This window comes from Pseudomonas sp. TE31087 (genome assembly GCF_057284075.1).
In genome coordinates, this window is record NZ_JBXVNN010000001.1 from 2,187,345 (window position 1) to 2,214,065 (window position 26,721).

A 26,721-nucleotide genomic window follows, 5' to 3' on the forward strand; every position below is an offset into this window, starting at 1 on the left:
TGCCCCTAGAGAGACCTTCGATGAAGAAGACGTAAAAGTCGGGACCGAGATGCTGGCTGAATGGCTCACGGATCTCACGGGAGACACCGTCAACTGGAGGACCGTTATTTCCGTAGGCGAGATGCTACCTGTCGCCGGGTCCATCTTTGCCGCGACAGATGCCATTGGCGACATCATCGAACTGGCCAAGGGTGACGATGCCTATCGGGCTGACCCGTTCAACTGGGTAGGCTTGGGTATCAATCTGTTTGCGCTCGCACCACTCCCTGGCGTCGGCCCCGCACGGGTGGTCATGCGCCCAGCACTGAAATCGCTGAGAACCGCATCCAGGGACGGCATTCCTCAAGCGCTTCTCAAAGCCATCGAAGGCGCACTTGCCCATGTTTGCCCGGGCGAGCTTGAAGCGTTCATCGGCGAGATCGAATCCAGGCTGCAGAGCATTCTGACCAGCTTTGCCGAGAAGATTGTCGAGGTGTGCAGGTTCCTCGCCGACTTGATCCGCTCGGTGGCAGATGGAACGGTGAAGGATGTTGCCCTGACGGCCCTGTTCCCAGGTATACGGTTGGTGGCAGAAGCCTCTGACTACTTCAAACGAAAGACCGGGTTTGGCTTCAGCAAAAATGAACTGGGCTTCGGAGAAAGCGAAAAGCTACGCGCCCTGCTTGAACCTGTCGCGCAAAGCCTCGAAAGCATCGGCCGGATGGCCGGTGACAAGATCGTTGCCATCGGTAACAAGGCGGACCCAGGCAGCATCGCCTCTATCCTGAGCGTGCTCAGCCTGGCATTGAGCAGAAGAGCGAACACACCGAGACGAAGCAACATCGCACCTGGCTCAACCAGCCAAAGCCGCAGCGTGCAGGGGCGCCAGGCCACCGAGGCGGCGCCTGGCCAGCGGGCAACCAAGGCAGACCCGAACTGCAAAAAGCGCGGGGCAAAAGCGGGTACCAACTGCAGCATCAGTTTCGCCACGGGCAGCGAAACGATCGTGCATACCGATTTCCAACTGCACGGCGTCTTCCCCATCGAGTGGAACCGCACCTACCGTTCTTCGCTTGCAGCATTTGATACCGGGCCATATGGCGCGCGCTGGATCACGCCGTTCGCTGCTCGCTTCGATCTCAACGACGACCAGCTCACCTACCATGGCACTGACGGCCGCAGTCAAACGTACTCACTGCCGAAGCTCAACGCCAGCCACTACGATGCCATCGAGAACGTGGTTATCGCTCGCATCGCCAAAGACACCCTTGCCCTGCTTCGCGGTCATGAAAGCCAGGAGATCTACCAGCGCTACGGCAACCAGTTCCGCCTGAGCGCCATCAGGAACAAGGGTGGTTCCAGCATTGCCCTGCACTACGAACATCGCGTGGCCGACATTGCCGTCCTCTCCGACCTGGTGACCTACCAACACGACACACCGCACCAGCATATTCACACGCAGGTTGATGACCAGGGCCGCATCATCGCGCTGTGGCTGATGCACGAAGGCCAGCCGCAACGCCAGCTGGCGTCCTATACCCATGACCCCCAAGGCGACCTGTGCAGCGCCAGGGACGAACATGGCGCCGAATGGACCTACCAGTACAAGCACCACCTGATAACGCGCTACACCGACCGCACCGGCCGGGGCATGAACCTCGAATGGCTCGGCGAAGGCGCTGATGCCAAAGCGGTGCGCGAGTGGGGCGACGATGGCAGCCTGGACACCCGCTTGAGCTGGGACCCGAACATCCGCCTGACCCGCATCGTGGATGCCAACGGCCATGAAACCCAGCACTTCTGCGACATTCTCGGCTACCCCTATCGCATCATCCATCCCGACAGGAACGAGGAGTGGCTTTACCGCGATGCCGCCAAGAACGTCACCCAGCACATCCATACCGATGGCAGCAGCGATGTCTATGCCTACGACGAGCGCGGTAACCTGCTCCAGCACACCCGCCCGGACGGTTCATCGATCCACCATGCCTATGACGATCTGGACCAGCGCTTCAAGACCCGCGATGCCGAGGGCGGCTTGTGGCGGTACGACTACGACCAGCGCGGCAACATCATCGAAACCCAGGACCCGCTGGAGAACAAGACCCGCTACACCTACAACAGCGACAACCTGCCCATTGCCATCACCGATGCCAATGGCGGTGAGAAGAAGCTGGCGTATAACCGTGACGGGCAGCTGACGAGCTACACCGATTGCTCAGGCAAGACCACGCAGTGGAAGTACGACGCGCTCGGGCAGCTGACCAAGCTCATCAACGCCGCCGGCGAGGTGACCGAATACCAGTACGCAGCGGGTCAGCTGGTGTCGCTAGTCCACCCCGACAAGACCATGGAACGCTTCGAGCGTGATGCCGAAGGCCGCCTGCTCAGCCACACCGATGCACTTTACCGTCGCACCGCATGGACCTACAACGAAGCCGGGTTGATCTACCAACGCCTCAACGCCAACGACACCACCCTCACCTACCACTGGGACAAGCTCGGCCAGCTCGTACGCCTGCACAACGAGAACAACAGCGAAGCCAGTTTCAAGTACGACCCCGCAGGTCGCCTGCTGAAGGAAACCGGCTTCGACAAGGAAACCACCCACTACCTCTACGACAACGGCAGCAACCTGCCCACCCGCCGCGTGGATGGCGACAGGACCACCCATTTCGAATACGACCCCATGGGCCGGCTCATCCAGCGCAAGGCCGCACGGCGTGGCGGTGAAAAGTGGGAGGTTGAAACCTTTGCCTACGATGGCAATGGCAACCTGCTGGCGGCCAACAACGGTATCTGCCGGCTGCACTGGTTCTACGACGCGGCAGGCAACAATACGCGCGAGCATCAGTGGCTGGATTACCTGGTCAAGCCACAGGTTGCCGTGTTCAGGCACGAGTACGATGCCCTCAACCAACGCATCGCCACCACACGCCCCGATGGCCACCGGGTCAGCTGGCTGACCTACGGCAGTGGCCACCTGCTCGCGCTCAAACTCGATGACCAGGAGCTGATCAGCTACGAGCGTGATGACCTGCACCGGGAGATCGGCCGCGTGCAAGGCAATGGCCTGGTCCAGCGACAAACCTGGAGCCCGAATGGCCAGTTGCTGGAGCAGACACTGGCCAGGCTAGGAGAGTCCAAACGCATCGCGGCGCGCAGCTATCACTACGACGAAGCGGGTCAGTTACACCACATCAAAGACCTGAACCGCGGCAATCTGCACTATCGCTATGACCCGGTGGGTCGCTTGCTGGAAGCCAGCCGCAACTACGAGAAAGAGACGTTCGCCTTCGACCCGGCCAGCAACCTGCTGGACCCCGAGGCACCACCGGGGCCCAATCCGCACTCGCCACGCAAGCTGATGGATAACGTGCTGCGCAGCTACTGCGGCGCGCAGTACCGGTATGACGAACGCGGCAACCTGCTGGAGCGGATTGAGAACGGCAAGACCGGCAAGTTCACCTGGGACCTCTATGACCGGCTGCGGCGGTACGAAGATGACCGGCTGATTGTCGAGTTTGGCTACGACGCGTTAGGTCGCCGTGTGTACAAGGATTCGCGCTCGAAGTACCGCAATCGGGTACAGGCAGGGACGGTCTGGAACGAGAACGCGCGGCGTGCGCTGGATGAAAAGCTGGGCTGCGATCTGACGTTGTTCATCTGGGACGGCGACACGCTGGCGTTTGAGCAGCGCGGTCGGGATGGCAAGGGGCGGACTACGCACTATGTGTTTCAGCCTGGGACCTTCGTTCCGGTCGCGCAAGGCGTGATGAATCATATTGAGGAAATGCTGTATCAACCGAGGTATGAGTTTCCGTATGACATCGATCGCGACCCGGTCTGGCAACAGCAAGCGGCACCGAGATCTATTGAGAAGGTTGACTGGTATCAATGCGATCACCTTGGAACACCTAGAGAACTCACCAATGATTTTGGACACATCGCTTGGAGCAGCGACCACAAGGCCTGGGGGCAAACAAATACAAATCTTGGCAACAGCTCTAACGGCGAGATGTACAATAGCCAATGGCGTTTCCAAGGACAATATTTTGACATCGAAACAGGCCTGCACTACAACCACCATCGATACTACAACCCCAACACAGGCAGATACATCACCAAGGATCCAATTGGATTCATAGGCGGGATTAATTTATACAACTACGCCCCAAATCCTACCGAGTGGATTGACCCATTAGGACTAGCGCGGAATTGTCAGCAGGGGAGATATGCGGACCTTACTGGACAAGGCCATGAAGGAGACAGCTTAGATGCACATGAATTCATACGACACCAAGCACTCCGGCAGATGGGAGTAACGTCTTCCGCTGCGCGAAACCCCAACAACCCCTCGATTGCCATTCCACGCTCCATGCATACAGCCGCACACAGAAATGAGTCCGCGCTGGCTGAAAAGCACTTAAACTTAGGAGTCAATCAATTCGACTTCAACAGTTCTGGCACACCCAGCAAACGACAAATGGATGTTTGGCAAGGCGCTCTTAGGCAAGCAGGCGTGCCAGCATCACAGGCAAGAAGACTTAGGGTTCAAGCCAATCAATTCATAAATTGCAATTGTTTCTGCCCATAGGAGTTTATAAATTTGAAGAAACTAACATTCTCAGTCCCTCCAAAAAAAGATGAGGCCTTCCTAGGGGGAAGTCCGCGCCTGCCCAAAAATATAGCATGGCCGCATGACTCACAAGGCTGCCCACTAATGCACCTAATCAGCCTACCCGCAAGCTTTGTTAATGATAATAGTCATGAGATCTCAGTAAATCACGAGCTTACCATCTCTGTATTCACCCCCTTCGACATTAACCCTCTAAATCACATCCATAAAGCAATGAATGAAAATGGCATTGCTATTGCCTACACAGTCGCGAACACTGAAAGAAGTGAACACCCCTTCCCCCTCAAAAAAATCCCCATTGGGACGGAGGAGACAAACGAACAAGACAGCAGTGAAAATGGGATATCGAAAGTAGGGGGAATACCATGCTGGATACAAGACGACGAGAGCAACGGATTGGTTTTCTTTATGCAAATCGATGAATACGATCTAGACGCGCTATTCCCAGACCACAGAGGTCTATTTGCAGGAGGCATGAGCTACCTGCTTTTATCTCCAAACGTCTCTGAGAACGGCATTGAAGCCGGACTCTTAAAAATACAAACTTCCTAAAATGGGAAATATTATGAGCCACATCGTTCGCCTTGGCGATAAAACAGATCATGGAGGGTACGTAGTTGAAGGTATCCCGCATACAAACCTCAACGGCAAACCAATGGTCGGCAAGGGCAACATGCTCTTCTGCCCTTTATGCAAGGGCGAGTTCCCAATCATGGAAGGCAGCGACACCTACCGCGTGAATGGCATCCCCGTTGCACTCAACGGCATGAAGACCGCGTGCGGCGCCAGCCTGATCGCCAGCGCATCACATGGCAGCGTCCATTGCTGAGCCAACCAGCCCAAGTGGGGTAAACGAACAACAGACATCCAAGCAGTATGTCTGTGGCCTCCGCTCCAAGCCTGCCCTGCTTCGCGGCCATGAAAGCCTGGAGAACTACCAGTGCTACGGCAACCAGTTCCGCCTGAGCGCCATCAAGAACAATCCCATAGGGGGCCGAAATAGAAACAAACCGACCTATATAAAATGCGCAGAAAGGCAATTGAGAAGATGAAAAAGCCTATCAAAAAGAAGCCAGCCCCAGGCGACATTTACGCAGTGCCTTTAAATGAAGGAAAGACAAAATTTGGCTACGTGCGAATGTACATCGAGCCTAATATCGCAATTTTGCCAATAATATCTATAGGTGGCCTCATTAAAATCAGCGACATAAAAAATACCGACACCCACACAGACTGCTTATCATTCCGAACGGCCATTGAAAAAAACGAATGGCCGCAAATTGGAAATATTCCTTTTAATGATACAGACTCCGCTTGGCCCGGTCCCAAAAAGCAGGTCTCAAAGATCAGGCCAGATCTTCGAATGGTCATCCATAAAGGTCATTTGATATCAGAAAAAGAATTCGGCGAATACGACTCGTTCCCAGAGTTCAAAAAATTTAACGACCTACAACTGATCAGCCAAATTTTAGTTTTAGAGAACGAATTCAGCACGATAATCGTAGCTGATTATTAATCCTCTCCAAAGAGACCTTCGACAATGACAAATATCGTGAGACTGGGGGATACAACTGACCATGGAGGAAAGGTTATCGAATCTATTTCACACACGAACCTCAATGGCAAGCCAATAGCAGGCAAAGGCAACCTTGTTCTATGCCCGCTCTGCAAAGGCGAGTTCCCAATCATCGAAGGCAGCAGCACCTACCGCATCAATGGCATCCCCGTCGCGCTCGATGGCATGAAGACCGCCTGCGGAGCGCGTCTGGTTGCAAGCGCATCCCATGGCAGTGTCGAACGCTAAGCCTCCGGGGGCGTTGCAGAGGCAACCCTCTGCCGCCCGACGCTCATCGAAGGCCCGCTCCCACGCCACGCTCAACACTTGGACTGTGCCGCTGGCGAGACGCAGGAACATTGATCCACGACATGGGTTCGCAAATGCCCTGTGCTAGAAATAGGCCGGTCAGTAGGCGTCACCGGGGCTGCTTCGCAGCCCATCGCCGGCAAGCCGGCTCCCATGGATACAGCGCAGGCTCAGGGAATGCACGCGCCCTGTGGGAGCCGGCTTGCCGGCGAAAGGCCGCAGAGCGGCCCCCTTTCGCTTGACTGACAGGCATCAGGCCAATGGCTGCTTACAAGGATGAGCACGCCTCCACTCATGCGCACATACCGCGCGGGATCAATCCCCTCAACAAGGACGTTATATGAAGATCGTCGGACTTTCCGCAATACTGCCGTCACGCCAAGTCACCAACCAGGACGTCATCAACCTGGTCGAACAACACTCCAGGGACACCTTCCAGGAGGACTTGCCGAAAACCTTGAAGACCATCGGCAAGTTGCTGGAAAAAAGCGGCAGCGACACCCGCCATTGGCTGGCAGATGACGAGACGCCGATGGCACTCATGGAAACAGCGTTCGACGCGGCGCTGGCCCAGGCCAATATCAGCAAGGCCGACCTGGACCTGCTGATCTATCCCAACGTCACCCGCGGCTTTATCGAGCCGGCCAACAGTACCTTCATCGCCAAGGCGCTGGGCCTGAACTGCCGCAACTTCGATGTGGTCGACGCCTGCAACGGCTGGGTGACGGCCATGGACGTCATCAACAGCAAGATGCAAGCCGGTGAAATCCGCTACGCCGCCATCGTCAACATGGAGTTCGGCATGTCGGAGGGCGGGCCGGTTATGCCCAAGAACTTCTCGTTGCAGTCGCCGGCCGAACTGGCCTACAAGTTCCCGAGCTTTACCATTGGCGAGGCCGCCGTCGTCACCATCCTGAGTAACGAGGCACCGGGGAACTTCAAGTTCTCCTATATCAATAGGCCCGACCTGAGTGACTTGTCGACGATCTCCTTGCCGGACTGGAAGCTGTTCTGCAACGAGGACGATATCGCCAAGATCGAGCCTACCGGTGGCCAGTACCAGTTCAACTCCTATGCCGCCGCCCTGCACGAAGACGGGCGCAACGAAGCGATCAAAGTCTTCAACCTGCAGAAACTCACCGCGGACGACGTGCACAAGGTGTTCATCCATACCGGCTCGCCAAAGATGTGGGAACACATTGGCCAGATGATCGGCGTCGATCACAAGTTGCATCACGTCGGACACAAGACCGGCAACATCATTACCGCGTCGATTCCCTTCGGCATCTTTGATGCCATGAGCCGCGGCGAAGCCGAGCCAGGCCAGTTCTGCATGGGCTGGGCGGGCAGTGGCGGGATGGTGTTCTCGGCGCTGTCGTTTACCTTGTAGGGCTGCTCTGAAGACCTGCCGCCGTGCTGCAACGGCGGCAGGTCGCTATCCCCGCTGGCGTCATCACCCCAGCGTGTGCCACTCGCGCTTGTCCCGCGCCAGCAGCTCGTCGCCGGCCTCGGGGCCATCCTCCCCCGCCGCATACCCGTGCACTTCGCCGCCCTCGGCCGCCCAGGCATCGAGGAACGGTTGCACCGCGCGCCAGCCGTTCTCGATGTTGTCGGCACGCTGGAACAGGGTCTGGTCACCGGTGAGGCAGTCGTAGATCAGCGTCTCGTAACCGGTCGCCGGGGTCATCTTGAAGAAGTCCTTGTAGGCGAAGCCCATCTCGACATTCTCCATCACCAGCTCCGGCCCCGGGCGCTTGGCCTGCAGGTCAAACCACATGCCTTCGTTGGGCTGGATCTGGATCTTCAGGTAGTTGGGCTTGGGCCGCTCCAGCTCGCTTTCGCGAAACTGCGCGTAGGGCGCCGGCTTGAAGCAGATGGCGATCTCGGTATCGCGCACGCTCATGCGCTTGCCGGTGCGCAGGTAGAACGGCACCCCGGCCCAGCGCCAGTTGTCGATCATCACCTTGAGGGCGACGTAGGTCTCGGTCTGGCTGTGCGCGGCGACGTTGGCCTCCTCGCGGTAGCCGGGCAGCTGCTTGCGGCCCTGCTTGCCGGCGCGGTACTGGCCACGCACGGAATTGCGCAGGGCCATCTTCTGCGACCAGGGGCGGATGGCGCCGATCACCTTGGCCTTTTCACCGCGCACGGCGTCGGCGCCGAAGGCCGCCGGCGGCTCCATGGCGACCATGGCCAGCAGCTGGAACAGGTGGTTGGGCACCATGTCGCGCAGGGCGCCGGTGTTGTCGTAGAACGCCCCGCGCGTCTCGACGCCGACGGTCTCGGCGGCGGTGATCTGCACGTGGTCGATGTAATGATTGTTCCAGAACGATTCGAACAGGCCGTTGGAGAAACGGCTGACCAGGATGTTCTGGACGGTCTCCTTGCCCAGGTAATGGTCGATGCGGTAGATCTGCCGCTCGTTCATCACCTTGAGCAGGCGGGCGTTGAGCGCCTCGGCGCTGGCCAGGTCAGTGCCGAAGGGCTTTTCCACCACCACCCGGCGAAAGCCCCCGCCCGACTCGTCGAGCAGGCCGGCATCGCCCAGGCGCTGGGCCACCTCGGGGAAGAAACGTGGCGAGGTGGCCAGGTAGAAGATGGCGTTGCCGTGGCGCGTCTTGTCGATGCGCCGGGCCAGGGCCTGGTAGGTCTGGGGATCGAGGAAATCGCCGGTCTGGTAGTCCAGGCGCTTGGCCAGGCGTGCCCAAAGTTTTTCGTCCAGGCACTTGCCAGCGTCGCGCTCGGCCATGAAGGCACGCAGGCGCTCGGCGAACGCCTCGGCCGTGGCGGCGTTGTGGTCGACCCCGACGATGCGCATGTTGCGATCGAGCAGGCCGTCACGGCTGAGGTTGTACAGCGCCGGCATCAGCAGGCGCTTGACCAGGTCGCCGCTGGCGCCGAACAGGAACAGGGTGCACGGCGGCGCAGCGGGGATGGTCGATTTGCTCATTCAGTCCTTCTTCTTCTCGACGTGGCCGCCAAAGCCCAGGCGCATGGCGGAAAGGATCTTGTCACCGTAGGTGCCCTGCTGCTGGCGCGAGCGGAAACGGGCGAACAGCGCGCTGGACAGCACCGGCACCGGCACCGCTTGCTCGACGGCGGCGTCGATGGTCCAGCGGCCTTCGCCGCTGTCGGACACCGAGCCGCTGAATTCGGTCAGTTGCGGGTCGGCGACCAGCGCGTCGGCGGTCAGGTCCAGCAGCCAGGAGGTGACCACGCTGCCGCGGCGCCACACTTCGGCGATCTCGGCCACATTCAGGTCGAAGCGCTGGTCCTCCGGCAGTTCCGGGCCACCCTTGCTGCGCAGCAGGTCGAAGCCTTCGGCGTAGGCCTGCATCAGGCCGTACTCGATGCCGTTGTGCACCATCTTCACGTAGTGGCCGGCACCGGGCGGGCCGGCGTGGATGTAGCCGTGCTCGGCGCGCTCGTGCTCGCCGCTGCGGCCCTGGGTGCGCGGAATGTCGCCGACGCCCGGGGCGAGGGCCTTGAACAGCGGCTCCAGGCGCTCGAACACCGCCTTCTCGCCGCCGATCATCATGCAGTAGCCACGGTCCAGGCCCCACACGCCGCCGGAGGTGCCGACGTCGAGGTAGTGCAGGCCACGCTTGCCCAGCTCGGCGGCGCGGCGCACGTCGTCCTTGTAGAAGGTGTTGCCGCCATCGATGATGGCGTCGCCCGGCTCGAGCAGGTCGGCCAGCTGGGCGATGGTCTGCTCGGTGATTTCGCCCGCCGGCAGCATGACCCACACTGCCCGCGGCGCCTTGAGTTTCTGCACCAGCGCACCCAGGTCGTGGGCGCCCACGGCACCTTCGCCTTCCAGGGTGGTGATGGCTTCGCGGTTGCGATCGTGGACCACAGTGCTGTGACCTGCGCGCATCAGGCGCCTTGCGATATTGCCGCCCATGCGGCCAAGCCCGATGATTCCCAGTTGCATGTGACGACGCTCCCGTTGGTTTTGCTTTACAACAATTGACGATTTCAGATTAGTCCAGCGTTCTGGCGTAGGGTTCACCGACGAACGGGGCGACAACGATAAACAAAAAAGTTCCCAAGGGCCTGCGAAGAATTCAGAATGCGCGCCGCGCGAAGCGACTACGCTTCAAATTGTCACCAGCCATGCGAGGTGTGCCATGGGTACCCTGATGCCAGCCACTCCCACCCAGACCCTCTACGTCACCGTGCGCCGCGACGAGCTGCGCCAGTTGAAGGACGAACGTGACCAGCTGCGCCAGCAGGTCGCCCAACTGAACCTGCTGCTGGAGCAGGCCCGCGTGCAAGGCAAGGCCGCCGGTCTCTGATTCACCCGTCCCGTGTGGGAGCACCCTGGCTCCCACCCTCTCGCTGACGCCCTTTCCTGTTGCCGTATCGCGCCCGTCGCGGGTCGAACCCGTTGCGTTGTGCTGCGACCCTCATATTTTGCAACAACTCGCCAACGTTTGCGCGGGCAAACGTCCTCGAGAAAAATGACCAACGGGTCACTTTTCTCGCATTTCGTCTCCTACACTCCAGTTTCGGCCCGCGTTTTGCTCATAAAAAAGTGACGTAAAAAAGTCGAACTTTGCAGAACACGGGCAGGTCAGGACTTAAGTGGGCCGACGCAAAAGGACTTCCTCACGTCAGGCCCGCCCACCCCAACCAGTCCATACGTCTTTCGGCCGGAATGCCGAACGTGCCGTGCCTGCGCGCACGAATCTGGGGCAAGGACCGCACTACGAAGATGCAACAACGATCAGAGAGCACACCCACGAGCCAACGTTAAGCACACACCAGAACAAGGGACGGAGAGAAGTATGATCAGTGCCGCTGTCGAACCTCACGTAGAGTCATTCAACCCGGATAACCGCGAGCCCCTGCCATCGGCGCTCGCCCCGACAGTCAAGGCACCCGGCGCCCAGCGCCAGCACAATCCGAACAAGCGCAAGATCCTGTTCGTCACCTCGGAAATCGCCGACCTGGTCAAGACCGGCGGCCTGGGCGACGTGTCCTCCGCCCTGCCCCGCGCCCTGGCGCACCTGCACGACGTGCGGGTGCTGATCCCCGGTTACCGCCAGGTCATGGAAAGCGACAACCCCATCCATATCGTCGGCGAACTGGGTGGCCACGCGGCCCTGCCGCCGTGCAGGATCGGCCGCATGGACCTGGCCGACGGCCTGGTGATCTACGTGCTGATCTGCCCCGAGCTGTACCAGCGTGACGGCACCCCCTACGGCGCCAACAACGGCCGCGACTGGCCCGACAACCATATCCGCTTCGCCCGCCTGGGCCTGGCGGCGGCGGAAATCGCCGCCGGCGAAGGCATGGCCCACTGGCGCCCCGACCTGGTGCACGCCCATGACTGGCCGGCCGGGCTGGCCCCGGCCTACATGCACTGGCGCGGCCTGAGCACGCCGACCCTGTTCACCATCCACAACCTCGCCTACCAGGGCGTGTACAGCCGCGGCTGCAGCCCGGAGCTGGCGATCCCCGACCACGCCATGCAGCAGGAAGGCATGGAGTTCTACGGCAAGCTGTCGTTCCTCAAGGCCGGGCTGGCCTACTCCAGCCACATCACCACGGTCAGCGCCACCTACGCCCGCGAGATCACCACCCCCGAGTTCGGCTGCGGCCTGGACGGTTTTCTTGCCAGCAAGGCCCAGCAAGGGCTGCTCGGCGGCATCCCCAACGGCATCGACGAAAGCTGGGACTCGGCCACCGACCAGCACCTGCACCACAACTTCAGCCTCAACGACTGGGCCGGCAAGGCGCGCAACGCCCAGCAGGTGCGCGAGCTGTTCGAACTGGAGCCGTCGGACGGGCCGCTGTTCGCCGTGGTGTCGCGGCTGGTCTACCAGAAAGGCCTGGACCTGACCCTGGGAGTGGCCGACTACATCGTCCAGCAGGGCGGCCAGATCGCCATCATCGGCCGTGGCGAACCCGAGGAGGAACAGGCCATGCGCGAGCTGGCCCTGCGTCATCCGGGCCGTATCGGCGTGCGCATCGGCTTCAACGAGACCGACGCCCGGCGCATGTTCGCAGGCAGCGATTTCCTGCTGATGCCGTCGCGCTATGAGCCCTGCGGCCTGAGCCAGATGTACGCCCAGCGCTTTGGCTCGCTGCCGGTGGCGCGCAACACCGGCGGGCTGGCCGACACCATCGAGAACGGCGTAACAGGCTTTCTGTTCGACGACTCGACCGTCGACAGCTACCGCGAGGCCCTGGCCCGCGCCTTCTATGTGTACGGCAAGAAGAACCTGCTGAACGCCATGCGCTGCCTGTCGATGACCCAACCGTTCAACTGGTGCCAGGCGGTGGAACCCTATGCCCGGCTGTACGAAGACCTGGTCAGGCAGGCACAGCACGCCCACTACTGAGCGGAGAGGCGGCGATGCACAAGCATGGCGCACAGTTGCTGGACGCCACGTCGGCGCGCTTCGCCCTCTGGGCGCCGGATGCGCGCAACGTGAGCGTGGCGATCGGGCAGCGGCCGCCTCTGGCGCTGCGGCCCGACGGCGATGGCTGGTACACCGGTGTCGGTCCCTGCCAGGCGGACGAGCACTACCACTATTGCATCGACGATGAGCTGCAGGTGCCCGACCCGGCGTCGCGCTATCAGCCCGAGGGCGTGCACGGCCCCAGCGCGCTGGTGGATGTCGGCGCTTATCCGTGGCGGCACCCGTGGCAGGGCCGACCCTGGCACGAGGCGGTGATCCAGGAGCTGCACGTGGGCCTGCTCGGCGGCTACGCTGGCGTGGCCAAGGTGCTGCCGCGCCTGGCCGAGCTGGGCATCAGCGCCATCGAACTGATGCCCCTGGGGCAGTTCCCCGGCGTGCGCAACTGGGGCTACGACGGCGTGCTGCCGTTCGCCCCGCAGCACAGCTACGGCACGCCGCAGGCGCTGTGCGGCCTGGTCGACCAGGCCCATGGCCTCGGCCTGATGGTGCTGGTGGACGTGGTCTACAACCACTTCGGCCCCGACGGCAACTACCTGCACCGCTACGCCAGCCCGTTTTTCCGCGAGGACCGGCAGACGCCCTGGGGCGCGGCCATCGATTTTCGCCGCGCCGAGGTGCGCGAGTACTTCATCCAGAACGCGCTGATGTGGTTGTGCGACTACCGCTGCGACGGCCTGCGCCTGGACGCGGTGCACGCCATCGACCAACCGGACTTTCTCGTCGAGCTGGCGCAGCGGGGTGCGCGCCGCCGTCGAGCCCGGGCGGCAGGTGTGGCTGGTGCTGGAAAACGAGCACAACCAGGCCGCGCTGCTGCAACAGGGCTTCGACGCGCAATGGAACGACGACGGCCACAACGCCCTGCATGTGCTGCTGACCGGCGAGACCGAAGGCTACTACGCCGACTACAAGGACCGACCGATCGACCAGCTGGCCCGCTGCCTGGCCGAAGGCTTCGTGTTCCAGGGCCAGCCCGACCGCCACGGCACACCCCGGGGCGAGCCCAGCGGCCACTTGCCACCGAGCGCCTTCGTGCTGTTTTTGCAGAACCACGACCAGGTCGGCAACCGCGCCCTGGGCGAACGCCTTACCCGCCTCTGCCCGCCGCCGGCCCTGCGCGCTGCCACCGCGCTGTTGCTGCTGGCACCGATGATCCCGCTGCTGTTCATGGGCGACGACGACGGCAGCCGCGAGCCGTTTCTGTTCTTCACCGATTTTCACGATGAGCTGGCCGACGCGGTGCGTGAGGGACGGCGCGGCGAGTTCGCCCATTTCGACGCTTTCGCAGACCCGCAAAAACGCGAACAGATCCCCGACCCGAATGCCGAGGCGACCTTTGCCTCGTCCCGGCCCCGGCATCAGGATGTGCTGGCCGGCTGGCACGGCCTGTACCAGCAACTGCTCGACCTGCGCCGGCGCCACGTCGTCCCGCACCTGCCCGGCACCCGCGCCCTAGGCGCCGAGGTGCTCGGCGACCAGGCGCTGACTGCCCGCTGGCGCCTGGGCAACGGCTGCGAGCTGCGCATCGACCTCAACCTCGCCGCCCAGCCCCAAGCGGTGGCGCTGCCCACCCTGCAACGGCGCCTGTACGACAGCAGCGACAACGCCCACCCCGACTCGACCCTTGCCGCGCACAGCTGCGTGGTCAGCCTGCTGCCCCCCGACCAGGAGACGCCATGAGCGAACAGCCCCTCCACCGCCTGGCCGCGCGGGTCGGCCTGGCCCGCGACTGGATCGACGCCAACAACCGCCCGCAGCAGGTCAGCGACGAGGTATTGCGCTGGGTGCTCGCAGGCCTCGGCCACCCGGCCGACGATGCCGCCGCCATCGCCGCCAGCCTGCGCGCCGTCGAGCAGGCCGAGGACAGCGAACACCTGCCGCCGCTGCTGACCGTCGATGTCGGCCAGCCCCTGGACCTGCAACGCTATTTCAGCGCCGACCGCCAGGCACTTTGCACACTGGAAGACGGCAGCCAGCGCAACCTGGCCCTGGACGCCGAGGCGCGCCTGCCGGGTGAGCTGCCGCTGGGCTACCACCGCGTGGATATCGATGGCCGCAGCTTCAGCGTGGCCGTGGCGCCGCCGCGCTGCCATGCCCTGGAGGACCGCGTCGAGCAGCAACCGCCGCGCTGCTGGGGCATCGCGGCGCAGCTGTACAGCCTGCGCCGCCCAGGCGATGGCGGCTACGGCGACTGCCTGGCCCTGGAGCAACTGGCGCGCAACGCCGCCGAGCGCGGCGCCTGATGCCCTGGCGATCAGCCCGATCCACACTCTGTCGGCATTCGACCAGCGCCACTTCAGCCCCTACTCGCCCTCCAGCCGGCTGCTGCGCAACGTGCTCTACGCCAGCCCCGGTGTCGTCTTTGGCGAGCGCGAGGTGCGCATGGCCATCGAGGCCTGCGACCTGCAGGCGACCCTCGACACGCTGGAACAGCAGGCCCTGGTGGACTGGCCACGGGCCGCCGACGCCCGCCTGCGCCTGCTCGAGACGCTCTACCGGCAGTTCAGCCAGGGCGAGCATCCGCTTCGCCAGGATTTCGACAGTTTCCGCGCCAGCGCCGGCGAGCAACTGGAGCACCATTGCCGCTTCGAAGTGCTGCATGCCGAGGCGGTCAGTACCGGCCTGGGCGCCGACTGGCGCCGCTGGCCCAAGGCCTGGCACGATCCCTACCACCCCGAGGTCGAGGCCTTCGCCAACGCCTACCCGGCGCGGGTCGAGTTCCATGCCTTCTGCCAGTGGCTGACCGAGCGCAGCCTGCAACGGGCCCAGGACGCGGCGCGCGGCAACGGCATGGCGGTGGGCCTGATCGCCGACCTGGCGGTGGGGGCCGACGGCGCCGGCAGCCAGGCCTGGAGCCGCCAGGACGAACTGCTGGCCGAGCTCAAGGTCGGCGCACCGCCGGACATCCTCAACCGCTCCGGCCAGGACTGGGGCATCTGCGCCTTCTCCCCCGAGGGCCTCAAGCGCAACGGCTACCGCGCCTTCATCGAGATGCTGCGGGCCAACCTGGCCCATGCCGGCGGCCTGCGCATCGACCATGTGATGGGCCTGCGCCGGCTGTGGCTGATCCCCCGTGGAGCCACACCCAGCGAAGGCGCCTACCTGGACTATCCGCTGGACGACCTGCTGCGCCTGCTGGCGCTGGAATCGGCGCGGCACCAGGCGATCATCCTCGGCGAGGACCTGGGCACCGTGCCCGAGGGCCTGCGCGAACGCCTGGCCGACAAGGCCGTGCTGGGCATGCGCGTGCTGCCGTTCGAGCAGGCCGCGCCCGGGCAGTTCAAGCCGATCCTCGACTGGCCGGACAACGCCCTGGCCACCACCGGCACCCATGATCTGGCGCCCCTGGCCGGCTGGCTGGTGGGTCGCGACATCGACTGGAACCATCGCCTGCAACTGATCGACGCCGCCACCGAACTGCACTGGCGCCACACCCGGGCCGTGGAGCGCGACGGCCTGCGCCGCACCCTGGAGCAGAACTACGGGCCACTGCGCGGCGACGACGCGCTGATCGACGCGGCGATCCGCTACATTGGCCATACCTGCGCGCCGCTGGTGCTGGTGCCGCTGGAGGACCTGCTGGGCTGCGACGAGCAGGCCAACCTACCCGGCACCACCGAAGGCCACCCCAACTGGCGCCGGCGCTTCCAGGCGCCGGTACGCGACCTGCTCGACGACGAGGACGCCGCCCGCCGCCTGGAGCTGCTGGCCCAGGCCCGCGAACAGGCCTGGGAGCGTGATCGATGAAACCGTTGACCGCCACCCTGCGCCTGCAGCTGCACAGCGACTTCACCCTGGATGACGCGGTGCCGCTGGTGCCCTACTTCGCCCGGCTAGGCGTCAGCCATCTGTACGCTTCGCCGATCCTCACCGCCCGCGCCGGCTCCCGGCATGGCTACGACGTGGTCGACCCGACCCGGGTCAACCCGGAGCTTGGCGGCGAAGCGGCGCTCGAACGTCTGGTGGCCGCCCTGCGCCAGCACGGCATGGGGCTGATCCTCGACACCGTGTCCAACCACATGGCCGTGGGCGGCGCCGACAATCCCTGGTGGCAGAGCCTGCTGGCCTGGGGCCGGCGCAGCCCCTATGCGGAATTCTTCGATATCCAGTGGCATTCCAGTGATCCGTTGCTGGCCGGGCAGCTGTTGCTGCCGTTCCTTGGCAGCGACTACGGCGCGGCTCTGAAGAGCGGCGAAATCCCACTGACCTTCGACGCGCCACAGGGGCGTTTCGAGGTGACCCACCATGAACATCGCTTCCCGATCTGCCCGCTGGACTACGGGCGGATCCTTGGTCAGGCCGAGGATCCGCGCCTGCAGGCACTGGCCGCGCACTTCAGTGCCCTCGGCGAGACCGGCGACCCGCTGGCCGAGGCCCTGCCCCTGCACCGCGAACTGACCCGCCTGAGCGCTGCCGGCGCGAACCTGCAACCTGCCCTCGACGCCTTCGACAGCCGCACCGAGGCCGGCTTCAAGCGCCTTCACCTGCTGCTCGAGCGCCAGACCTACCGCCTGGCCAGCTGGCGCACCGCCGCCGACGACATCAACTGGCGGCGCTTCTTCGACATCAACGAACTCGGCGGCCTGCGCGTGGAGCGCGCGGTGGTGTTCGAGGCCACCCATGCCAAGCTGTTCGAGCTGATCGAACGCGGCCTGGTGGACGGCCTGCGCATCGACCATATCGACGGCCTGGCCGACCCGCGCCGCTACTGCCGCAACCTGCGCCGCCGGGTCGACCGCTTGCTGGCGCGACGGCCACTGGATGCCGCGCTGGCACACTTCCCGATCTATGTGGAGAAGATCCTCGGCGCCGACGAACACCTGCACCGTGACTGGCTCACCGACGGCACCACCGGCTACGAGTTCATGAACCAGGTGTCGCTGCTGCAGCACGATCCCGCTGGCGAGGGGCCGCTGGGCGAGCTGTGGAGCGCCGTCAGCGAGCGACCTGAATTCACCGAGGAGGTGCGCAGCGCCCGCCACCTGGTGCTCAACGCCAGCCTGGCCGGCGACTGCGAGTCGGTGGCCCAGGCCCTGCTGCAGGTGGCCCGCGACGACCTGATGACCCGCGACCTCACCCTCGGCGCCATTCGCCGGGCGCTGCAGGCGCTGGTCGAGCACTACCCGGTGTATCGCACCTATATCAACGCCTGTGGCCGCCCCGCCGAGGACGAGGCGTTCTTCCAGCAGGCGCTGGCCGGGGCGCGCCAGTCGCTGGGCGAAGCCGACTGGCCGCTGCTCGAGCAGCTCGAGCGCTGGCTCGGTGGCCAGCCGTGGCGCCGCCTGCCACCGGGCCGACCGCGCAAGCACCTGCGCCATGCCTGCGTGCGCTTCCAGCAACTGACCGCGCCCAGCGCCGCCAAGGCCGTCGAGGACACCGCGTTCTATCGCTCGGCCCGCCTGCTGTCGCGCAACGACGTGGGCTTCGACGCCGAGCGTTTCAGCGCCGAGGCCGCCTGGTTCCACAACGGGGCCCAGCGCCGCCTGCGCGATTTTCCCGACAACCTGCTGGCCACCGCCACCCACGATCACAAGCGCGGCGAGGACTGCCGGGCGCGGTTGGCCGTGCTCAGCGAACACGGCCCCTGGCTGGCCAGCCGCGTCGAGCACTGGCGCGAACTGGCCGCGCCGCTGCGCGAGGCACTGGACGATGGCGAGGCGCCCAGCCCTGGCGACGAACTGCTGCTGTTGCAGACCCTGCTCGGCAGCTGGCCGCTGACCCTCGACCTGCAGGATCCGGCGGCCCTGCGCGCCTATGCCGAACGCATCCGCCAATGGCAGCGCAAGGCCCTGCGCGAAGCCAAGCTGCGCAGCAGCTGGGCCGCGCCGAACGAACGCTACGAGCAGGCCTGCGCAGCCTATGTCGACGGCCTGCTGCTGGACGAGGAGAACCAGCAACTGCGCCAGTCCCTGCACGAGGCGGCGCGCCGCCTGGCCTGCCCCGGCGCGTTGAACGGCCTGGCCCAGTGCCTGCTGCGCATGACCACGCCCGGCGTGCCGGACCTGTACCAGGGCAACGAGTACTGGGACTTGTCCCTGGTCGACCCGGACAACCGCCGACCGGTGGACTACCCTGCAAGACGGGCCAGCCTGGACGACGCCACGCCGCTGGCCGAGCTGCTCACCCACTGGCGCGATGGCCGTGTGAAACAAGCCCTGGTAGCCCGGGTGCTGGACGCCCGCCAGGCCCACCCTGAACTGTTCCAGCGTGGCGCCTACCTGCCGCTTGCCGTGCGCGGGCGCCATGCCGACAAGGTGCTGGCCTTCGCCCGCCTGGGCGAGGACGCCCGCGCCATCATCGTCGTACCGCGGCTGGCCAGCACCCTGCTGGGCCCGGCCGCCACCCCGTTGATCCCGGCACAGAACTGGGACGATACCCGGCTTGTCCTGCCGTTTGCCTTGTCGCCTGCCAACTGCTCGGGACTTTTCGGCGGCGGTGCTGTCACCCCTTCAAGGGAGCTGATGTTGAGCGCCGTGCTGATGGAGTTTCCAGTCAACCTGTTGATTGAACATGCCTAACTGCATTCAGGAGCGTCGAGATGAGTGTCGAAGAAAAGCGTATTCGCGAGTTTGCGTATCAGATCTGGGAGTCGGAGGGTAAGCCGGCGGGCCAAGAGGACCGTCATTGGCAGATGGCGCGCAAGCTGGCCGAGGCCGAGGCATTGGCGCCAAAGGCCGCGCCTCGCAAGAAGGCGGCGGCCAAGCCGAAGGTAGCGGCGCCGGTGGAGAAACCGGTGGCAGCCAAGAAACCGCGGGCGGTGAAAAAGCCCGCTGCCGGCTGATTACTCCACTGGCCTCTTCGCGGGTAAACCCGCTCCCACAGGGGAGTTGCATGCACCTGTGGGAGCGGGTTTACCCGCGAAGAGGCCCGCATTGACACCCAGGCAACGCCCCGGACCATGAGGACCGCCATGAGCCCCCGCACCCCGAAGAAGACCCGCTCCGTCGCCCCGTCGCGCATCCGCGAAGGCCTGCCCTTTCCGCTCGGCGCCACCTGGGACGGCCTGGGGGTCAACTTCGCGCTGTTCTCGGCCAACGCCACCAAGGTCGAGCTGTGCTTGTTCGACGCCAGCGGCGAGGAGGAAATCGAGCGCATCGAGCTGCCCGAGTACACCGACGAGATCTACCACGGCTACCTGCCCGACGCCCACCCGGGCCTGGTCTACGGCTACCGTGTGCACGGCCCCTACGAGCCCGAGAACGGCCACCGTTTCAACCCCAACAAACTGCTGATCGATCCCTATGCCAAGCAGCTGGTCGGCACGCTGCAGTGGTCCGAGGCGCTGTTCGGCTATACCATCGGCCACCCCGACGCCGACCTGTCGTTCGACGAGCGCGACAGCGCGCCGTTCGTGCCCAAGTGCAAGGTCATCGACCCGGCTTTCACCTGGGGCCGCGACCAGCGCGTGTCGATCCCCTGGGAGCGCACGATCATCTACGAGGCTCACACCCGCGGCATCAGCATGCGCCATCCGGCGGTGCCTGAGCACCTGCGCGGCACCTTCGCGGGGCTTGCCAACGACGAGCTGCTGGCGCATATCAAGGAACTCGGCGTGTCGAGCATCGAACTGCTGCCGATCCACGCCTTTGTCAACGACCAGCACCTGCTGGACAAGGGCCTGAACAACTACTGGGGCTACAACAGCATCGCCTTCTTCGCGCCCCATCCGCGCTACCTGGCCAGCGGCAAGATCGCCGAGTTCAAGGAAATGGTCGCGCACCTGCACGACGCCGGGCTCGAGGTGATCCTCGACGTGGTCTACAACCACACCGCCGAGGGCAACGAACGCGGCCCGACCCTGTCGATGCGCGGCATCGACAACGCCTCGTACTACCGCCTGATGCCCGACGACCGGCGTTTCTACATCAATGATTCGGGCACCGGCAACACCCTCGACCTGAGCCACCCCCGGGTGCTGCAACTGGTCACCGATTCGCTGCGCTACTGGGCCGGCGAGATGCACGTGGACGGCTTTCGCTTCGACCTGGCGACCATTCTCGGCCGCTATCACGACGGCTACAGCGAGCGTCACGGTTTTCTCGTCGCCTGCCGCCAGGACCCGATGCTCAGCCAGACCAAGCTGATCGCCGAACCTTGGGACTGCGGCCCGGGCGGCTACCAGGTGGGCAACTTCGCCCCCGGCTGGGCCGAGTGGAACGATCGCTTCCGCGACACCGTGCGCAGCTTCTGGAAGGGCGACGAAGGCATGCTCGCCGACTTCGCCTCGCGCATCACCGCCTCGGGCGACCTGTTCAACAACCGTGGCCGGCGCCCCTATGCCTCGGTCAACTTCGTCACCGCCCATGACGGTTTCACCCTGCGCGACCTGGTGTCGTACAACGACAAGCACAACGAGGACAACGACGAGAACAACCAGGACGGCACCAACAACAACCTGTCGTGGAACTGCGGCGTCGAAGGCCCCACCGACGACCCGGCGATCAATGCCCTGCGCATGCGCCAGATGCGCAACTACTTCGCCACCTTGCTGCTGGCCCAGGGCACGCCGATGATCGTCGCCGGCGACGAGTTCAGCCGCACCCAGCACGGCAACAACAACGCCTACTGCCAGGACAGCGAGATCGGCTGGGTGAACTGGGACCTGGATGAGGATGGCAAGGCGCTGATGGCCTTCGTCAGGCGCCTGACCCGCCTGCGCCTGGCCTACCCGATCCTGCGCCGCTCGCGCTTTCTGGTCGGCGACTACAACGAGGCGATCGGGGTCAAGGACGTCACCTGGCTGGCCCCGGATGCCAGCGAGATGACCGTCGAGCAGTGGGAGGACCCGCACGGGCGCTGCCTGGGCATGCTGATGGACGGCCGCGCCCAGGTCAGCGGCATCGCCCGGCCGGGCGCCGAGGCAACCATGCTGTTGATCGTCAACGCCTATCACGACGTGGTGCCGTTCACCTTGCCGGCGGTGCCGGAGGGCGACTACTGGAGCTGCCTGGTGGACACCGACCGGCCAGAGCTGCGCAAGCCGCAGCACCTGGCGTTCGACACGGTGTTCGAGGTCAAGGGGCGGTCGTTGCTGTTGCTGGTGCTGCAGCGGGAGGAGGACTGAACCGGCAATGGGCGTTTTCGGTCCTACACTGCGTGGGATAGGGCTTCGTGGGAGCGGGCTTGCCCCGCGATGAGGGCCGAGAAGGCCATCGAGCTGTTCAGTTGGCCCCCATCGCGGGGCAAGCCCGCTCCCACGAAACCCGCCCCCGCAACGGGATTTACCAACAGGAGCCGTCGTGAGCAGTCCAGGTTTCGCCAACGTCAACCAGGCCCCGGCCGTGCATCGGGTCAAGGTGCTGACGGTCAACACCCACAAGGGCTTCACCGCCTTCAACCGGCGCTTCATCCTGCCGGAGCTGCGCGAGGCGGTGCGCAGCACCGAGGCCGACATCGTGTTCCTCCAGGAAGTGCTCGGCAGCCACGACCGCCATGCCGCGCGCTACCCCGGCTGGCCACGGACCTCGCAGTACGAGTTCCTCGCCGACAGCATGTGGAGCGACTTCGCCTACGGCCGCAACGCAGTCTACCCAGACGGCCACCACGGCAACGCGCTGCTGTCCAAGTACCCGATCATCGAACACCGCAACCTCGACGTGTCGATCACCGGCCCCGAGCGCCGCGGCCTGCTGCACTGCGTGCTGGACCTGCCCGGGCAGCGCCAGGTGCATGCCATCTGCGTGCACCTGTCGTTGCTCGAGCGTCACCGCCAGCAACAGCTGCACCTGCTGCGCCGACTGCTCGACGCCCTGCCCGCCGACGCCCCGGTGATCATCGCCGGCGACTTCAACGACTGGCAGCTGCGCGGCAACCACACCCTCGGGCTGCAGCACGGCCTGCACGAGGCCTTCGAGCGCCACCACGGCCTGCTGGCCCGCACCTACCCCGCGCGCCTGCCGCTGCTGCGCCTGGACCGCATCTACCTGCGCAACGCCGACAGCCACGCACCAAGAATCCTTGGTAACAAGCCCTGGACCCACCTCTCCGACCATCTGCCGCTGGCGGTGGAAGTGCGGTTGTAGCAACGATTCGGCATAGCCGCGAGGCGGTAAATCACCATTATCAATATGCGCCTTTCAAAATTACGCAAATTCAACAAGTTAAATAGTCAAACAGACATTTTTCGACCTTTTCACGCTTTCTTGACGCAAGCGCCGTCCTCTCCTTAGCTGAACAGTAATCACCAGACGTAAAAACTCGTGCCGGGCCTCTAGCGCGCGCCCTCGTGCGCTCTGCAGAAGGCTGGTGCGCTGGTACCTGTCGCCCCCTGTTCTTGTCGTACAGCTCGTGACATCAGGCCAGGTCTTGGGCTGTTCACTCATACATCAACAGGAGATCCGCCATGAAAAGCACCTCGAACCCCTCGCGCTTCGACGCTTTTTTCTGTGCGGTTTCCACGTCGCTGCTCTTGGCAACCCCGGTGGAAACCTTCGCCTTCGAATCGCAGGAGGGCGAACCCTTCGCCCCTGTCCTGGCGCAGCCCGAGGTGCCGCGATTGTCGCTCGATCCGGTCAGCGCCAGCGGCCTCAACCAAGGCCTGCTCAGCGCCTTCTCCGAGCGCATGGGTGAACGTCACGGCCAGCCCGACAGCGACCATATCGCCAGCCAGTGGGCGCAGTTCTTCCCCGGCGCGCCGCGCCCGGGCGCCCAGCCGCCGGCGCAGGTGGAGGCGCCCAGCCAGCAGATGATGATCGGACCGGACTTGTTCGTGCGTGAAACCAGCGGCGGCAACGTGCACCGCGCGGGGATCTTCGTCGGCCACAACAACCTGCAGAGCACCTTCAACGGCATGCGCCCGCTTTTGGGCGACAAGCAGCGTGACGCGGTCAACCTCAGCGGCGAGAGCCTGGGCGTGTACTGGAGCATGACCCACGAGCAGGGCTGGCACGTGGACGCCGTGGCCATGGGCACGCGCATCGACGTCAATGGCCGCTCCCAGGCCGGCCAGCGGCTCGACGACAGCGGCCACGCGATGACCTTCTCGGTGGAAGGCGGCTACCCCATCGGCCTGGGCGCCGGCTGGGTGATCGAGCCCCAGGCGCAGTTGATCAACCAGCAGTTCTTCCCCGGTAGCCAGGTGCAGGAGGAAACCCTGCAGGCCTTCGACAGCCAGCCCAGCTGGAGCGGCCGGGTCGGTGCCAAGCTGTCGGCGCGCTACGAAGTGCGCGGCATGCCCATCGAACCCTATGTGCGCACCAACGTCTGGTACGACTTCAGCAACGCCGACCCGGTGAAGCTGGACCAGGTCGACAAGATCTCCAGCTCGCGCAGCGCCGCCACGGTGGAACTGGGCTTGGGCCTGGTGGCCAGGGTGACGCCGAACGTGGCGCTGTTCGTCAGTGCCGACTACAGCTCCGATGTGGATGACAATGACCTGAACGGGTTGATTGGCAGTTTGGGGGTCAGGATGCGTTGGTAAGCAGGTTCGGCCCTATCGCGGGGCAAGCCCGCTCCCACGGATGCACATCGTGGGAGCGGGCTTGCCCCGCGATAGGGCCATCAGGCCGGCTTCATCACCAACACCCCCAGCGGCGGCAGGTTCAGCGCCAGCGACAATGGCTGGCCATGGCTGGCGATCGCTTCGCTGGCTACCGCCCCCAGATTCCCCACATTCGATCCGGCATACAGCTCGGCATCGCTATTGAGCAATTCTTGCCAGTGCTCGCCAAACGGCACGCCAATGCGGTAACCCTCTCGTGGCACCGGAGTGAAGTTGGCCACTACCAGCAGTGGCTCGCCCTGGCTGCTCCAGCGCAACCAGGCATACACACTGTTGTGCGCGTCGTCGCCGATCAGCCACTGGAAGCCCTGGGGCTGGCAGTCCAGCTCGTGCAACGCCGGCAGTTCGCGGTACAGGCGGTTGAGGTCGGCCACCAGCTTCTGCACGCCCTGGTGCTCGGAGTACTGCAGCAGGTACCAGTCCAGTTGCTGGTCATGGTTCCACTCGCGCCACTGGCCGAACTCGCAGCCCATGAACAGCAGCTTCTTGCCCGGGTGGGTCCACATGAACGCCAGGTAAGCCCGCAGGTTGGCGAACTTCTGCCAACGATCGCCGGGCATCTTGTCGATCAGCGAATGCTTGCCGTGGACCACCTCGTCGTGGGAGATCGGCAGGATGAAATGCTCGGAATAGGCATAGATCAGCCCGAAGCTCATCTCGTTGTGGTGGTAGGTGCGGTGCACCGGGTCGTTCTGGATGTAATGCAAGGTGTCGTGCATCCAGCCCATGTTCCACTTGTAGGCGAAGCCCAGACCGCCCTGCTGCACCGGCTGGCTGACCCCGGGCCAGGCGGTGGACTCCTCGGCGATGATCAGCGCGCCCGGCGCTTCGTGGGCGGCGACGCCGTTGAGGTGGCGGATGAAGTCGATGGCCTCGAGGTTTTCGCGCCCGCCGTGGCGGTTGGGCACCCATTCGCCGGCCTTGCGCGAATAATCGCGGTAAAGCATCGAGGCCACCGCGTCCACGCGCAGGCCGTCGATGTGGAAGTGCTTGAGCCAGTGCAGCGCCGAGGCCAGCATGAAGCCGCGCACCTCGTTGCGACCGAGGTTGTAGATCAGCGTGTTCCAGTCCTGGTGGAAGCCTTCCAGCGGGTTGTCGTACTCGTACAGCGCGGTGCCGTCGAAGCGCGCCAGGCCATGCTCGTCGGTGGGGAAATGCGCCGGCACCCAGTCGAGGATCACACCGATGCCGCCCTGGTGGCAGGCGTCGACGAAGAAGGCAAAGTCCTCGGCGCTGCCATAGCGCGAGGTCGGCGCGAACAGCGACAGCGGCTGGTAGCCCCAGGAGCCGCCGAAGGGGTGCTCCATGATCGGCATCAGTTCGATATGGGTGAAGCCCAGCTCCTGCACGTAGGGCACCAGGCGCTCGGCCAGCTCGCGCCAGTTGTAGAAGCGCGCGACTTCGCCGGCATCGTCCAGCTCGCAGCGCCAGGAGCCGACGTGCAGTTCGTAGATCGACAGCGGCGCGCTGTAGGCATGCCGTTGGGTGCGCTGCTCCATCCACTGGCCATCGCGCCAGTCGTGGGCCAGGGCTCCGGCCACCTTCGAGGCGGTGCTCGGCGGCAGTTCGGTGGCACGGGCCAGGGGGTCGGCCTTGAGTGGCAGCACGCCGTCCGCGCCCAGTACTTCGAACTTGTAGGTTTCGCCCACGCCGAGCCTGGGCACGAACAGCTCCCACACCCCGGCACCGTGGCGCAGGCGCATGGGGTGACGGCGGCCGTCCCAGTTGTTGAAGTCGCCGACCACCGACACTCTCCGGGCATTGGGTGCCCACACCGAGAAGCACACGCCCGCGACGCCTTCGACAACGGTGGGCTGGGCGCCGAAGCGCCCGGCCAGGTCGCGGTGGTTGCCTTCGGCGAACAGATGCATGTCCATGTCGCCCAGTTGCGGGCCGAAGCTGTAGGGGTCCTCGGTCACCTGCTCGCCGCCGGCCCAGCCGATCTGCAGCAGGTAGGCCTGTGCCTCATCGAGGTGCGCGGTGAACAGCCCCGGCACGCTGCCCTGCACCATTTCGGCAAGCACTTGCCCATCCTGGCGCGTCAGCAGTCGTGCATTCAGGGCATTAGGCAGGAAAGCGCGGACGAACAGGCCGCCCGCACCGTCGCCATGGGGACCCAGCACGGCAAATGGGTCGGCGTGCTCGGCGCGGACCAGGGCGTCGAGGTCCCGTTGCCGAAGGCCGCCGTTGTCACGCGTGGTTGCATTCATCTCACTGCCCCTTATCAAATTATTCAATGCTGGCCCATCCGGGCCCCTGTGGGAGCGGGCTTGCCCGCGAAGCAGGCGTCTTGGTACATGGCACCGGGTTTGCC

The 26,721-nt window shown here is 64.2% G+C and carries 16 protein-coding genes and 2 pseudogenes; 15 read left to right on the plus strand and 3 right to left on the minus strand.

Annotated elements, in window-relative coordinates; translation table 11 throughout:
• The first annotated feature begins 49 nt into the window (after positions 1-49).
• The 6 genes from ACZ899_RS09750 (at position 50) to ACZ899_RS09775 (ending at position 7,872) form a co-directional block, all read left to right on the plus strand.
• Positions 50-4,576 (plus strand): RHS repeat-associated core domain-containing protein, encoded by a 4,527-nt coding sequence (locus ACZ899_RS09750; protein ID WP_326491854.1) that lies wholly within the window; start codon positions 50-52, stop codon positions 4,574-4,576.
• A gap of 12 nt (positions 4,577-4,588) precedes the next feature.
• Positions 4,589-5,170: a hypothetical protein gene (locus tag ACZ899_RS09755; RefSeq protein ID WP_234562059.1), complete on the plus strand. Its 582-nt coding sequence runs from the start codon at positions 4,589-4,591 to the stop codon at positions 5,168-5,170.
• A gap of 13 nt (positions 5,171-5,183) precedes the next feature.
• Positions 5,184-5,447, plus strand: coding sequence for a PAAR domain-containing protein (locus ACZ899_RS09760; RefSeq protein WP_234562057.1), 264 nt, complete (start codon positions 5,184-5,186; stop codon positions 5,445-5,447).
• Between the two features lie 219 nt (positions 5,448-5,666).
• A complete protein-coding gene (locus tag ACZ899_RS09765) occupies positions 5,667-6,134 on the plus strand; it encodes an Imm26 family immunity protein (RefSeq protein ID WP_234562055.1) in 468 nt (155 codons plus the stop codon).
• A gap of 24 nt (positions 6,135-6,158) precedes the next feature.
• Positions 6,159-6,422: a PAAR domain-containing protein gene (locus tag ACZ899_RS09770; RefSeq protein WP_234562051.1), complete on the plus strand. Its 264-nt coding sequence runs from the start codon at positions 6,159-6,161 to the stop codon at positions 6,420-6,422.
• A gap of 400 nt (positions 6,423-6,822) precedes the next feature.
• Positions 6,823-7,872 (plus strand): 3-oxoacyl-[acyl-carrier-protein] synthase III C-terminal domain-containing protein, encoded by a 1,050-nt coding sequence (locus tag ACZ899_RS09775; RefSeq protein ID WP_234562049.1) that lies wholly within the window; start codon positions 6,823-6,825, stop codon positions 7,870-7,872.
• Between the two features lie 63 nt (positions 7,873-7,935).
• On the opposite strand, the gene zwf is transcribed toward ACZ899_RS09775, so the two are convergent.
• Positions 7,936-9,429, minus strand: coding sequence for a glucose-6-phosphate dehydrogenase (gene zwf, locus ACZ899_RS09780; RefSeq protein ID WP_234562047.1), 1,494 nt, complete (start codon positions 9,427-9,429; stop codon positions 7,936-7,938).
• A complete protein-coding gene (gene gnd / locus ACZ899_RS09785; RefSeq protein ID WP_256206016.1) occupies positions 9,430-10,449 on the minus strand; it encodes a phosphogluconate dehydrogenase (NAD(+)-dependent, decarboxylating) in 1,020 nt (339 codons plus the stop codon). It lies immediately after the preceding gene.
• Between the two features lie 160 nt (positions 10,450-10,609).
• Here gnd and ACZ899_RS09790 point away from each other — a divergent pair, with 160 nt between their 5' ends.
• The 9 genes and pseudogenes from ACZ899_RS09790 (at position 10,610) to ACZ899_RS09830 (ending at position 24,326) form a co-directional block, all read left to right on the plus strand.
• Positions 10,610-10,777, plus strand: coding sequence for a DUF6026 family protein (locus tag ACZ899_RS09790; protein WP_220037411.1), 168 nt, complete (start codon positions 10,610-10,612; stop codon positions 10,775-10,777).
• Between the two features lie 492 nt (positions 10,778-11,269).
• On the plus strand, positions 11,270-12,829 hold the full coding sequence (gene glgA / locus ACZ899_RS09795; protein WP_234562045.1) for a glycogen synthase GlgA: 1,560 nt from the start codon (positions 11,270-11,272) through the stop codon (positions 12,827-12,829).
• Positions 12,830-12,843: 14 nt separating this feature from the next.
• Positions 12,844-14,587 (plus strand): annotated as a pseudogene (gene treZ, locus ACZ899_RS09800) (malto-oligosyltrehalose trehalohydrolase).
• Positions 14,584-16,654, plus strand: a pseudogene (malQ, locus tag ACZ899_RS09805) (4-alpha-glucanotransferase). Before treZ ends, malQ begins: the two co-directional pseudogenes overlap by 4 nt.
• Complete coding sequence (locus ACZ899_RS09810; protein WP_234562039.1) at positions 16,651-19,425, plus strand: malto-oligosyltrehalose synthase; 2,775 nt, start codon at positions 16,651-16,653, stop codon at positions 19,423-19,425. Before malQ ends, ACZ899_RS09810 begins: the two are co-directional and overlap by 4 nt.
• Positions 19,426-19,445: 20 nt before the next feature.
• Positions 19,446-19,688: a DUF2934 domain-containing protein gene (locus ACZ899_RS09815; RefSeq protein WP_203647330.1), complete on the plus strand. Its 243-nt coding sequence runs from the start codon at positions 19,446-19,448 to the stop codon at positions 19,686-19,688.
• A 129-nt stretch (positions 19,689-19,817) separates the two neighbouring features.
• Positions 19,818-21,971 (plus strand): glycogen debranching protein GlgX, encoded by a 2,154-nt coding sequence (glgX, locus tag ACZ899_RS09820; protein ID WP_234562037.1) that lies wholly within the window; start codon positions 19,818-19,820, stop codon positions 21,969-21,971.
• Between the two features lie 175 nt (positions 21,972-22,146).
• A complete protein-coding gene (locus tag ACZ899_RS09825; RefSeq protein WP_203647332.1) occupies positions 22,147-22,929 on the plus strand; it encodes an endonuclease/exonuclease/phosphatase family protein in 783 nt (260 codons plus the stop codon).
• 320 nt (positions 22,930-23,249) lie between these two features.
• Positions 23,250-24,326: an autotransporter domain-containing protein gene (locus ACZ899_RS09830; RefSeq protein ID WP_234562035.1), complete on the plus strand. Its 1,077-nt coding sequence runs from the start codon at positions 23,250-23,252 to the stop codon at positions 24,324-24,326.
• An 80-nt stretch (positions 24,327-24,406) separates the two neighbouring features.
• Here ACZ899_RS09830 and glgB read toward each other — a convergent pair whose 3' ends face one another.
• Positions 24,407-26,617 carry a 1,4-alpha-glucan branching protein GlgB gene (gene glgB, locus ACZ899_RS09835; RefSeq protein WP_234562033.1) on the minus strand — a complete coding sequence of 737 codons (2,211 nt, stop codon included), beginning with the start codon at positions 26,615-26,617 and terminating at the stop codon, positions 24,407-24,409.
• Positions 26,618-26,721 lie beyond the last annotated feature (104 nt).